This is a genomic window from Escherichia sp. MOD1-EC5495 (genome assembly GCF_002965965.1).
GTDB lineage: Bacteria > Pseudomonadota > Gammaproteobacteria > Enterobacterales > Enterobacteriaceae > Escherichia > Escherichia ruysiae.
Map to the genome: position 1 here is coordinate 25,638 of NZ_PTRI01000017.1, position 12,090 is coordinate 37,727.

Sequence of the window (12,090 nt, forward strand, 5' to 3'; positions counted from 1 at the left end):
TGATTCAACCACGGAGGGTTGAAGATGGCTAAATCCCGTTTCACGAATGAACAAATTGCTGAAATTTTACAGCGGTCAAAAGAGGGTACGTCTAATAAGGAGCTATGTGAACACTATCAATTTAGTGTTAGTACGCTCCGGCGCTGGCAAGAACAGCACGCAGAAGGCGTAAGAAGCGAATTAAAAAAAATAGAATCCAAAGCGCAAATCGTCTTTCTGCTTTTCTTTGCTGTCTCCATTATACTCACGCTTATATTTGGCAAACCAACAGGTGGATGGGTAATACCGCCTTTATTACTTTATTGTGTTTATTATATCCGCCTGTATCGCAACATCTCCTCCAGACACATTAAAAAAGAAGACATCTTTCTCTCTCGTTCGGTAAATAAAAGCTATAGCGCCCTTTATAATTTGAGCTGGACATTTATTTGTTTTTTTATTTTTGCAGTAATTTATTTTTTTGTTCAGGTCTTTTCGTAGGAGACTGACCAGTAAGAATATTTATCGATCAGTCTCAGCACTCACTTATTGCCAGCCGTAACGACGGCTATAAAATCCTTTCACTAACTGGGTTAACGTCATATACCCTGCCAGAATCGCAATCAGCCACGGGAAATAGCTTAACGGCAGCGCCTGCAGTTGCAGATAACTGGCCAGCGGCGAAAACGGTAACGCGATCCCGACAATCATCACGATCACGGTCATGATCATTAACGGCCACGATGCACAGCTCTGAATAAACGGCACACGGCGGGTGCGGATCATATGCACAATCAGCGTTTGTGACAGTAACCCCACCACAAACCAGCCCGACTGGAACAGCGTTTGCGTTTCCGGCGTGTTGGCATGAAATACCCACCACATCAGGCAAAACGTCAGAATATCGAAGATCGAACTGATCGGTCCGAAGAAGATCATAAAGCGTCCCAGATCCGCCGGATTCCAACGCTGCGGCTTTTGAATTTGCTCATCGTCTACGTTATCAAACGGGATCGCCACCTGTGACACATCATACAGCAGGTTCTGAATAAGCAAGTGTAACGGCAACATCGGCAGGAAGGGCAAAAAAGCACTCGCCACCAGCACGCTGAACACATTACCGAAGTTAGAGCTCGCCGTCATTTTGATGTATTTCAGCATATTGGCGAAAGTGCGACGTCCCTCAATAACCCCCTCTTCCAGCACCATCAGGCTTTTTTCCAGCAGAATGATATCCGCTGCTTCACGGGCAATATCTACCGCGCCATCCACAGAAATGCCGATATCCGCAGCACGTAAGGCGGGCGCATCATTAATACCATCGCCCATAAAGCCAACCACATGCCCTTCGCGCTTCAGCAACGTTACGATGCGTTCTTTATGCATCGGCGTCAGGCGGGCAAACAGCGTGGTACGCTGTGCGAGATTTGCCAGTTCGTTGTCAGTTAGCGTTTCAATATCACTACCAGTAACCACCTCTCCCGCGTCCAGCCCCACTTCATGGCACACTTTCGCCGCCACTAACTCACTGTCGCCAGTGAGGATTTTTACGGTAATGCCACTCGCTTTTAATGCCTTCAGTGCCGGAGCGGTTGTCTCTTTGGGCGGATCAAGGAAAGCAATATATCCTTCGAGGATCAGGTCGGATTCATCTGCCCGCTGGTAATCCCCTTCACGCGCCGGCAGGTATTTCGTCGCCACCGCTACCACACGCAGCCCCTGACGATTCAGCGTATCAGTAACCCGCTTAATCTTACGCAGCATGGTGTCATCGAGCGGCACAATCTCGCCATTGTGACGTACCTGCGAACACACATTGAGGATTTCCTGCAATGCGCCTTTGCACACCAGTTGATGGTGTTCGGTATTTTCTGCCACTACCACCGACATCCGACGACGCTCAAAATCAAACGGTATCTCATCAATTTTCTGCCAACGGCTGGCCAGCGAGCGCGCCGACTCTTCATCCGTACCTTCGAGCACCGCTGTATCAAGCAGGTTTTTAAGCCCGGTCTGGTAATGGCTGTTCAACCACGCGCTATGCAGCACGCGTTCGCTGGTTTTACCGGAGATATCGGTATGATTCTCCAGCACAATTTTATCCTGCGTCAGGGTGCCGGTTTTATCGGTACACAGAATATCCATAGCGCCAAAGTTCTGAATGGCATCCAGATGTTTGACGATCACTTTCTGTTTCGACAGCTTTACTGCGCCACGCGCCAGCGTTGAGGTGACAATCATCGGCAACATTTCCGGCGTCAAACCTACCGCTACCGAAAGCGCGAACAGCGCCGCTTCCCACCAGTCGCCTTTGGTGTAACCATTGATCAACAGCACCACGGGCGCCATCACCAGCATAAAGCGAATCAGCAGCATACTGACGCGGCTGATCCCTTGCTGAAAGGCATTCGGCTCACTTTCCTGCTCACTGACACGCCCCGCCAGTTGACCAAACCAGGTGTTGCCACCTGTGGCAATCACCATCGCTTGTGCCGTGCCGCTCACCACTGTGGTGCCCATAAAACACAGGGTGTCACACTCCAGCGGATTGCTGTGATCCGGCTGGCGCGTGGTCGCGTTTTTTTCAACGGGCAGAGACTCACCGGTTAACGACGCTTGAGCGACGAACAGATCCCGCGCCTGCAAGATACGTAAATCTGCCGGGATCATATCCCCCGCCGCCAGTTTAATAATATCGCCGGGCACCAACTGGTCGATCGGGATCTCCAGCCAGCCATTTTCGCCTTTGTCGTTAATTACGCGCAGCACCGTCGCGGTATTACTGACCATCGCTTTCAGGGCATCTGCCGCTTTGGTGGAACGTGCTTCCTGAATAAAGTTCAGCAACGTAGAAATAGCCACCATTAACGCAATAACGCCAGCAGCAAATAAATCTTCCGTGGCGTAAGAAATGCCGCCAAGGATCGTGAGCAAAATATTAAAGGGGTTGCGATAGCAGACCCACAAATGTACCCACCACGGTGACGGTTGTTGCGCAGGTAATTTATTTTCGCCATCTTTTTCACGGGCAACTTCCACTTCCGCCTGATTCAACCCTTCCGGGTGCGTGTCGAACGTTTTCCATAATTCTTCTTCTGGCATCACCGCCATTTTCAGGCAATGCGCGCTTAAGGAAGGCGGGATTGGTGCATTCGCTGTCTGCTGCGCCCCCGGTAGCGGATCGCGACGGATCAGACGGGAAGGTAAATGGCGAATGAGCCGGGTAAAAATTTCTTTAAACATAGAGAGTCCCTCCGCGCTGTCAGGAACAGTGCAGAAATATCTTCAGGCGTGGCGAAGCCTTACCTGAAGGTAATAAAACTGAGCAGGGACGTTAAAACGTCACGGCCTTACGCATCCGGTAACGCCGTGAAAAGACAGGCTTACCGGAAAAGTTTTAATCTCCGTCGAGGGAGAGGCGTGGGATCAGGTTCCATATAACCTCCGGTAAGTGAATAAATAGCGCCGCGAATCCAATAATATTCGTAGCATTTATGCCGATATAATACCTGTCGGCAACTAAACAAACGATAAACCAGACTTTGCCCATTGCTGAATGCGAGGGTAAAGTTAGTCTCTAATAATTAAACAACAAGTTACGGGATAACAGGATGCAAAATCGGCTGACCATCAAAGACATCGCGCGCTTGAGCGGCGTGGGAAAATCCACTGTTTCCCGGGTGCTGAATAACGAAAGCGGCGTGAGCCAGCGTACGCGCGAGCGTGTTGAAGCGGTGATGAATCAGCATGGATTTTCCCCTTCCCGCTCTGCGCGCGCCATGCGTGGGCAAAGCGATAAAGTGGTCGCCATCATCGTGACACGTCTGGATTCGCTGTCAGAAAATCTCGCGGTTCAGACCATGCTGCCGGCGTTCTATGAACAGGGTTACGACCCCATCATGATGGAAAGCCAGTTTTCACCACAATTAGTTGCCGAACATCTGGGCGTTTTGAAACGTCGTAATATCGACGGCGTAGTGCTGTTTGGTTTTACCGGTATAACCGAAGAGATGTTAGCCCACTGGCAGTCATCGCTGGTGCTGCTGGCACGCGACGCAAAGGGCTTTGCTTCAGTCTGTTATGACGACGAAGGGGCGATCAAAATCCTGATGCAACGGCTGTATGACCAGGGGCATCGCAATATCAGTTATCTCGGCGTACCGCACAGCGACGTGACGACCGGTAAACGACGTCACGAAGCCTATCTGGCGTTCTGCAAAGCGCATAAACTGCATCCCGTCGCCGCTTTGCCTGGCCTCGCCATGAAGCAAGGTTATGAGAACGTGGCAAAAGTTATTACCCCTGAAACCACCGCGTTGCTGTGCGCAACTGACACGCTGGCACTTGGCGCAAGTAAATACCTGCAAGAGCAACGCATCGATACCTTACAGCTGGCGAGCGTTGGTAATACACCGTTGATGAAGTTCCTCCATCCGGAGATCGTCACCGTTGACCCAGGCTACGCAGAAGCCGGACGCCAGGCGGCCTGCCAGTTGATTGAGCAGATAACCGGGCGCAGCGAACCGCAACAAATCATCATCCCCGCCACCCTGTCCTGATCGTTTCCTGAACGATAAATTGTGATCTTCGCCGTGTTTCGGGAACGTTCCCATTTTTAATTTTTTCTTCCCACTATATTCTGCCGTCAACCAAATATGTCATCTGCCACGGGGCCTTATGATGAGCAAAGTGAACCAAACGGATATCGATCGGTTGATTGAACTGGTCGGCGGGCGCGGCAATATCGCGACGGTCAGCCACTGTATTACTCGCCTGCGCTTTGTCCTCAACCAACCAGCCAATGCCAGACCAAAAGAAATTGAACAACTCCCCATGGTGAAAGGCTGTTTCACCAATGCAGGACAATTTCAGGTAGTGATTGGCACCAACGTTGGCGATTACTACAAAGCGTTATTGGCAACGACTGGTCAGGCGCAGGTCGATAAAGAGCAGGTGAAAAAAGCCGCCAGGCAGAATATGAAATGGCATGAGCAGTTGATCTCCCATTTCGCGGAGATCTTCTTCCCGTTACTGCCCGCGCTGATTAGCGGCGGTTTGATCCTCGGTTTTCGCAATGTTATCGGCGATCTGCCGATGAGCAACGGCCAGACGCTGGCGCAAATGTACCCTTCCCTGCAAACGATCTACGATTTTCTGTGGTTGATCGGTGAGGCGATCTTCTTCTACCTGCCGGTCGGGATTTGCTGGTCGGCGGTGAAAAAAATGGGCGGCACGCCGATCCTTGGTATCGTGCTTGGCGTAACGCTAGTTTCTCCACAACTGATGAACGCCTATCTGCTCGGGCAGCAGGTGCCGGAAGTGTGGGACTTTGGCATGTTCAGTATTGCGAAAGTAGGCTATCAGGCGCAAGTGATCCCGGCGCTGTTAGCCGGGCTGGCGCTGGGCTTTATTGAAACTCGCCTTAAGCGCATCGTGCCGGATTATCTCTATCTGGTGGTTGTACCGGTCTGCTCGCTGATCCTCGCAGTGTTCCTCGCCCATGCGCTGATTGGTCCGTTTGGTCGCATGATTGGCGATGGCGTTGCCTTTGCGGTTCGTCACCTGATGACTGGCAGCTTTGCTCCGATTGGCGCAGCGTTGTTTGGCTTCCTCTATGCGCCGCTGGTCATTACCGGCGTACACCAGACCACGCTTGCCATTGATATGCAGATGATTCAAAGCATGGGCGGTACGCCAGTCTGGCCGCTGATTGCCCTTTCGAATATTGCTCAGGCGTCGGCAGTGGTAGGAGTTATTATCGCCAGCCGTAAACAGAACGAGCGGGAAATTTCGGTTCCAGCGGCGATCTCCGCTTATCTTGGAGTCACGGAGCCGGCAATGTACGGCATCAACCTGAAATATCGCTTCCCGATGCTGTGCGCGATGATTGGTTCCGGTCTGGCAGGGTTGCTCTGCGGCCTGAACGGCGTTATGGCGAATGGCATCGGCGTCGGTGGCCTGCCTGGTATTCTCTCCATTCAGCCGAGCTACTGGCAGGTATTTGCGCTGGCCATGGCTATCGCCATCATCATCCCGATTGTGCTCACCTCGTTTATCTACCAGCGAAAACACCGCCTGGGCACGCTGAACATTGTTTAATTTTCTTCGGGGCGCACTTGCGCCCCCTCGCATTTGCAGGAATGACGTAATGACTAATCTTCCCCACTGGTGGCAAAACGGCGTTATCTACCAGATTTATCCAAAGAGTTTTCAGGACACCACGGGCAGCGGCACCGGCGATCTGCGAGGAGTCACTCTGCGCCTCGACTACCTACAAAAACTGGGCGTCGATGCTATCTGGTTGACACCTTTTTATGTCTCCCCACAGGTCGATAACGGTTACGACGTAGCGAACTATACGGCGATTGATCCCACCTACGGTACGCTGGACGAGTTTGACGAACTGGTGGCGCAGGCGAAATCGCGCGGTATTCGCATTATCCTTGATATGGTGTTTAACCATACTTCTACCCAACACGCCTGGTTTCGCGAGGCACTGAACAAAGAAAGTCCTTACCGTCAGTTTTATATCTGGCGTGATGGCGAACCAGGAATACCACCGAATAACTGGCGTTCTAAATTCGGCGGCAATGCCTGGCGCTGGCACGCAGAAAGCGAACAGTATTATTTGCATCTGTTTGCACCAGAACAGGCCGATCTCAACTGGGAAAACCCAGCAGTACGCGCAGAACTGAAAAAAGTCTGTGAGTTTTGGGCCGATCGCGGGGTAGACGGGCTGCGCCTGGATGTGGTGAATCTGATTTCCAAAGACCAGAACTTCCCCAACGATCTGGATGGCGACGGGCGTCGCTTCTACACCGACGGGCCACGAGCACACGAATTTTTGCACGAAATGAACCGCGATGTCTTTACGCCACGCGGATTAATGACTGTGGGTGAAATGTCCTCCACCAGCCTTGAACATTGCCAGCGATACGCGGCACTGACAGGCAGTGAATTGTCGATGACCTTTAATTTTCATCACCTGAAGGTCGATTACCCCGGCGGTGAAAAATGGACGCTGGCTAAACCTGACTTTGTGGCGTTAAAAACATTGTTCCGCCACTGGCAACAGGGAATGCACAACGTTGCGTGGAATGCTTTGTTCTGGTGTAACCACGATCAGCCGCGCATTGTTTCTCGCTTTGGCGATGAAGGTGACTACCGTGAGCCTGCGGCAAAAATGCTGGCGATGGTACTGCATGGTATGCAGGGAACACCGTATATCTACCAGGGTGAGGAGATTGGCATGACTAATCCGCATTTCACGCGCATTACCGATTACCGCGACGTGGAGAGCCTCAATATGTTTGCCGAGCTGCGCAACGATGGGCGTGACGCCGAAGAGCTATTGGCAATCCTCGCCAGTAAATCCCGCGATAACAGCCGCACGCCAATGCAATGGAGCAACGGCGATAACGCAGGGTTTACTACCGGCGAGCCGTGGATTGGTCTGAGTGATAACTATCGCGAAATCAACGTGGAAGCTGCACTGGCCGATGAATCCTCAGTGTTTTACACCTACCAGAAGTTAATCACGCTGCGTAAACAAGAACCCATTCTGACATGGGGAAATTACCAGGATCTCCTGCCAAACAACACTGTATTGTGGTGCTATCGCCGTGAATGGCTGGGGCAAACTTTATTGGTGATAGCCAACCTTAGCCGTGACGTGCAGCCCTGGCAACCAACGCAAATCAGCGGCGACTGGCAACTATTAATGCATAACTATGAAGAAGCCGCCTCTCAACCGGGAGCCATGACATTGCGACCTTTTGAGGCTGTCTGGTGGTTGCAGAGATAATTCTTCGCCAGGCCCCGGTAAAGCGAGTATTTCCGGGGCCTTACCTGTCAGAGCGTTGTTTTTGTTGGTTTTTTGAACAGAAAATTATTAAAAAATTTACACATCGCTGTAGCGCCCGTCATCCGTACACTCTGATTTTTACTTTGAGCTAAATCAAAAAAACCTCAAACATCCTTAATGCAAAGCACTATATATAGACTTTAAAATGCCTCTCAACCCAATATGTTGTATCCGTCGACTATACTTGCACCAAGACACACGCCAACAAAGCCGACAAAATTGTGGATAAAGCGGATTGGGATTGCAGTAACTCCCCGTAAAAAGAGCTAAATAAAGCGGGGCGCACTTCCCAACTTTCTGTGTATAACCTGTTCTTAAAAATATGGAGCGATCATGACACCGCATGTGATGAAACGAGACGGCTGCAAAGTGCCGTTTAAATCAGAGCGCATCAAAGAAGCCATTCTGCGTGCAGCTAAAGCAGCGGAAGTCGATGATGCAGATTATTGTGCCACTGTTGCCGCCGTCGTCAGCGAGCAAATGCAAGGCCGCAACCAGGTCGATATTAACGAAATTCAGACCGCAGTTGAAAACCAGCTGATGTCAGGCCCGTACAAACAACTGGCTCGTGCTTACATTGAGTACCGTCACGATCGCGACATCGAACGTGAAAAACGCGGTCGCCTGAACCAGGAGATCCGTGGTCTGGTCGAGCAAACCAACTCTTCGTTGCTCAATGAAAACGCCAACAAAGACAGCAAAGTAATTCCAACCCAACGCGACCTGCTGGCTGGTATTGTTGCTAAACACTATGCGCGTCAGCACCTGTTGCCGCGTGACGTGGTGCAGGCGCATGAGCGTGGCGATATTCACTACCACGACCTCGATTACTCGCCGTTCTTCCCGATGTTCAACTGCATGTTGATCGACCTGAAAGGTATGCTGACCCAGGGCTTTAAGATGGGGAACGCCGAGATCGAACCACCGAAGTCGATCTCCACTGCCACCGCAGTAACTGCGCAGATTATCGCCCAGGTTGCCAGCCATATTTATGGCGGCACCACCATTAACCGTATCGACGAAGTTCTGGCTCCGTTTGTCACCGCCAGCTACAACAAGCACCGTAAAACGGCGGAAGAGTGGAGCATCCCGGACGCCGAAGGCTACGCCAACTCTCGTACCATCAAAGAGTGCTACGACGCCTTCCAGTCGCTGGAGTACGAAGTAAACACCCTGCACACCGCCAACGGTCAAACACCGTTTGTAACCTTTGGCTTTGGTCTGGGCACCAGCTGGGAGTCGCGCCTGATTCAGGAATCCATCCTGCGTAACCGTATCGCTGGCCTGGGTAAAAACCGCAAAACCGCCGTGTTCCCGAAACTGGTGTTTGCGATTCGCGATGGCCTGAACCATAAAAAAGGCGATCCGAACTACGACATCAAACAGCTGGCGCTGGAGTGCGCAAGCAAGCGCATGTATCCGGATATCCTGAACTACGATCAGGTAGTGAAAGTCACCGGTTCGTTTAAAACCCCGATGGGTTGCCGCAGCTTCCTCGGCGTATGGGAAAACGAAAACGGCGAGCAGATCCACGATGGTCGCAACAACCTCGGCGTGATCAGCCTGAACCTGCCACGTATTGCGCTGGAAGCGAAAGGCGATGAAGCCACCTTCTGGAAGCTGCTGGATGAACGTCTGGTGCTGGCACGTAAGGCGCTGATGACCCGTATCGCTCGTCTCGAGGGCGTGAAAGCGCGCGTGGCTCCAATCCTTTATATGGAAGGTGCCTGCGGTGTACGCCTGAATGCCGACGATGATGTTTCTGAAATCTTCAAAAACGGCCGTGCGTCTATTTCGCTGGGTTACATCGGTATCCACGAAACCATTAACGCGCTGTTCGGCGGCGAGCATGTTTATGACAACGAGCAGCTTCGCGCGAAAGGTATTGCGATTGTTGAACGTCTGCGTCAGGCGGTTGATCAGTGGAAAGAAGAGACTGGCTACGGTTTCAGCCTTTACAGCACGCCAAGTGAAAACCTGTGCGACCGCTTCTGCCGTCTCGATACCGCTGAGTTTGGCGTGGTGCCGGGCGTGACCGATAAAGGTTACTACACCAACAGTTTCCACCTTGATGTGGAGAAAAAGGTGAACCCATACGACAAGATCGACTTTGAAGCACCTTACCCGCCGCTGGCTAACGGTGGTTTCATTTGCTACGGCGAGTATCCAAACATTCAGCACAACCTGAAGGCGCTGGAAGATGTCTGGGATTACAGCTATCAGCATGTACCGTATTACGGCACCAATACGCCGATCGATGAATGCTATGAATGTGGCTTTACCGGTGAGTTTGAGTGCACCAGCAAAGGCTTCACCTGCCCGAAATGTGGCAACCATGACACCTCCCGTGTGTCGGTAACTCGCCGCGTGTGCGGATATTTAGGTAGCCCGGATGCGCGTCCGTTTAACGCCGGTAAGCAGGAAGAAGTTAAGCGCCGCGTTAAACATTTGGGTAATGGGCAGATCGGTTGATCTTCACTCTGCGCTAAGCAAATGCCGGATGCGGCGTAAACGCCTTATCCGGCCTACAAATTCCAGACTGTTGCAACGGCTGTAGGCCTGATAAGACGCGACAGCGTCGCATCAGGCATTGATTGCCGGATGTGGCGTAAACGCCTTATCCGGCCTACACGCGGACTGATAAGCCAGGCGAAAATGAACTTTCATCAGTACTATCCTGTCGACATCGTCAACGGCCCCGGCACTCGCTGCACCCTGTTTGTCTCCGGGTGCGTCCATGAATGCCCGGGCTGCTATAACAAAAGCACCTGGCGGGTAAACTCTGGTCAGCCATTTACCAAAGCAATGGAAGACCAGATAATCAACGATCTGAACGATACCCGCATCAAACGCCAGGGCATTTCCCTCTCCGGCGGCGACCCGCTGCATCCGCAAAACGTGCCGGACATTTTAAAACTGGTACAACGCATCCGCGCCGAGTGTCCGGGTAAAGATATCTGGGTGTGGACAGGCTATAAACTCGACGAACTCAACACTGCGCAAATGCAGGTTGTTGATTTGATTAACGTGCTGATCGACGGCAAATTTGTGCAGGATTTAAAAGACCCTTCCCTGATCTGGCGCGGCAGCAGCAATCAGGTGGTGCATCATTTGCGTTAATCACTCATCCAGCCGTTTAGTCGCGTCTTCATAAACGGCTGAGTTCTCTCTCTTACCAATAGCTATCACCAACACGAGCAACTCTTTATCGTTAACCTGATAAACCAAGCGATATCCCAGTGTGTGCAGCTTAATTTTGTAGCAGTCCGGTAAATCCCGCAGTTTAGCCGATGGATTGCGCGGCCTTTTCAGCACATCCTCAAGCTTTTTTTTAAATTGTTCCCGGACTGTCACGCCCAGTTTTTGCCACTCTTTCAGCGCCCGCAGATCAAAAGCCAGCTCATAGTTCATCCAGTCGGACCTTAATGGCCTCTTGTGGGTTGGCCAGTCGTTCCCTGACATTGCGTAACAAGGCTTCTTCACTATCACTAACAGTGAGCGTTTTTACCGGCATTCGTCCATTTTCCGCAACGTATTGAAACAGCAGCCGCACTGCTTCAGTAGGCGTGATATTTAATTTTTCCAGCACCGCATAAGCCTCATTTTTCAGTTTGTCATCCAGGCGGACGTTAAGTGTGGCCATTATGCCTCCGGTAATTATGAAAAGTGTAATGCATTATAGCATTACATATGCATTACATTCATTTCTGGAAAACGCCTCGCAAAAATGAGGACGACACGCAGGAATATGCCGTGGTGAAGATAGATATTGCGGTGATTTTACGAAGGGAGAAGAAAGCGTTGGGCGGTAACGTTTCACCGCCCAATAAGGAATTAACGATACTTCTGGTGATAGGCGTTGCGGGTCGTTTTCAGTTGCTCTGCGGCGGCCTGTGCTTCTTTGACTTTACCTTCATTAGCCAGCTTCAGCGCGTCGTCAATCTGACCGACCAGAATGTCAAAACCGTGGCGGAAGTCTTTCATTTCCGGGCTGTCTGGTGATTTACCTTCCAGCTTCGGCGGCGTCGCTTTTTGCGCATCCAGCGCCGCAGCGCGCATTTTGGTTAACGCGTCTTTGACTTGTGCCGCGTTATCCGCCTTTTCGACCACTTTTAAATTGTCATTGAGGGTTTCCATATTGTCTTCCAGCTCAGCGGCAAACGACACCGAACTGAATACCAACGAGGAGACTGCAAGAATAGCTAACAGGCTTTTACGCATTGCTCACTTCCTTTTTTATTATGAAG

General features: G+C 51.3%; 10 protein-coding genes and 1 pseudogene. 6 read left to right on the forward strand and 5 right to left on the reverse strand.

The genetic code is table 11. The features are described from left to right. Nucleotides 1-24 precede the first annotated feature (24 nt). A complete protein-coding gene (locus BEG40_RS14745; RefSeq protein ID WP_001130091.1) occupies nucleotides 25-480 on the forward strand; it encodes a transposase in 456 nt (151 codons plus the stop codon). A 45-nt stretch (nucleotides 481-525) separates the two neighbouring features. Here BEG40_RS14745 and mgtA read toward each other — a convergent pair whose 3' ends face one another. After that, nucleotides 526-3,222: a magnesium-translocating P-type ATPase gene (gene mgtA / locus BEG40_RS14750; protein WP_105285649.1), complete on the reverse strand. Its 2,697-nt coding sequence runs from the start codon at nucleotides 3,220-3,222 to the stop codon at nucleotides 526-528. 140 nt (nucleotides 3,223-3,362) lie between these two features. Beyond that, nucleotides 3,363-3,416, reverse strand: a complete 54-nt coding sequence (mgtL, locus tag BEG40_RS14755; protein WP_001387276.1) for a mgtA regulatory leader peptide MgtL — start codon at nucleotides 3,414-3,416, stop codon at nucleotides 3,363-3,365. Between the two features lie 171 nt (nucleotides 3,417-3,587). Here mgtL and treR point away from each other — a divergent pair. The 5 genes and pseudogenes from treR to nrdG form a co-directional block, all read left to right on the forward strand. Then, nucleotides 3,588-4,538, forward strand: a pseudogene (gene treR / locus BEG40_RS14760) (trehalose operon repressor TreR); the annotation flags it as partial. 118 nt (nucleotides 4,539-4,656) lie between these two features. After that, nucleotides 4,657-6,078, forward strand: coding sequence for a PTS trehalose transporter subunit IIBC (gene treB / locus BEG40_RS14765; RefSeq protein ID WP_016159997.1), 1,422 nt, complete (start codon nucleotides 4,657-4,659; stop codon nucleotides 6,076-6,078). A 49-nt stretch (nucleotides 6,079-6,127) separates the two neighbouring features. Next, nucleotides 6,128-7,783, forward strand: a complete 1,656-nt coding sequence (treC, locus tag BEG40_RS14770) for an alpha,alpha-phosphotrehalase (RefSeq protein ID WP_105285651.1) — start codon at nucleotides 6,128-6,130, stop codon at nucleotides 7,781-7,783. Nucleotides 7,784-8,176: 393 nt separating this feature from the next. Further along, nucleotides 8,177-10,315, forward strand: coding sequence for an anaerobic ribonucleoside-triphosphate reductase (gene nrdD / locus BEG40_RS14775; protein WP_000187803.1), 2,139 nt, complete (start codon nucleotides 8,177-8,179; stop codon nucleotides 10,313-10,315). 183 nt (nucleotides 10,316-10,498) lie between these two features. Further along, entirely contained in the window at nucleotides 10,499-10,963 is a 465-nt protein-coding gene (nrdG, locus tag BEG40_RS14780; protein ID WP_105285680.1) for an anaerobic ribonucleoside-triphosphate reductase-activating protein, read from the forward strand. On the opposite strand, the gene BEG40_RS14785 is transcribed toward nrdG, so the two are convergent. The 3 genes from BEG40_RS14785 to cybC form a co-directional block, all read right to left on the reverse strand. After that, nucleotides 10,964-11,254, reverse strand: a complete 291-nt coding sequence (locus tag BEG40_RS14785) for a type II toxin-antitoxin system RelE family toxin (protein WP_001105430.1) — start codon at nucleotides 11,252-11,254, stop codon at nucleotides 10,964-10,966. Next, on the reverse strand, nucleotides 11,244-11,486 hold the full coding sequence (locus BEG40_RS14790; protein WP_105285652.1) for a type II toxin-antitoxin system RelB/DinJ family antitoxin: 243 nt from the start codon (nucleotides 11,484-11,486) through the stop codon (nucleotides 11,244-11,246). Before BEG40_RS14790 ends, BEG40_RS14785 begins: the two co-directional genes overlap by 11 nt. Before the next feature lie 191 nt (nucleotides 11,487-11,677). Next, entirely contained in the window at nucleotides 11,678-12,064 is a 387-nt protein-coding gene (cybC, locus tag BEG40_RS14800; protein ID WP_001232262.1) for a cytochrome b562, read from the reverse strand. Nucleotides 12,065-12,090: the final 26 nt, after the last annotated feature.

What these genes read in the sequence shown, in the direction of transcription:
- BEG40_RS14745 (WP_001130091.1), top strand. Translation starts at nt 25, where the DNA reads ATGGCTAAATCCCGTTTCACGAATGAACAAATTGCTGAAATTTTACAG.
- mgtA (WP_105285649.1), bottom strand. Translation starts at nt 3,222, where the DNA reads ATGTTTAAAGAAATTTTTACCCGGCTCATTCGCCATTTACCTTCCCGT.
- treB (WP_016159997.1), top strand. Translation starts at nt 4,657, where the DNA reads ATGATGAGCAAAGTGAACCAAACGGATATCGATCGGTTGATTGAACTG.
- treC (WP_105285651.1), top strand. Translation starts at nt 6,128, where the DNA reads ATGACTAATCTTCCCCACTGGTGGCAAAACGGCGTTATCTACCAGATT.
- nrdD (WP_000187803.1), top strand. Translation starts at nt 8,177, where the DNA reads ATGACACCGCATGTGATGAAACGAGACGGCTGCAAAGTGCCGTTTAAA.
- nrdG (WP_105285680.1), top strand. Translation starts at nt 10,499, where the DNA reads ATGAACTTTCATCAGTACTATCCTGTCGACATCGTCAACGGCCCCGGC.
- BEG40_RS14785 (WP_001105430.1), bottom strand. Translation starts at nt 11,254, where the DNA reads ATGAACTATGAGCTGGCTTTTGATCTGCGGGCGCTGAAAGAGTGGCAA.
- BEG40_RS14790 (WP_105285652.1), bottom strand. Translation starts at nt 11,486, where the DNA reads ATGGCCACACTTAACGTCCGCCTGGATGACAAACTGAAAAATGAGGCT.
- cybC (WP_001232262.1), bottom strand. Translation starts at nt 12,064, where the DNA reads ATGCGTAAAAGCCTGTTAGCTATTCTTGCAGTCTCCTCGTTGGTATTC.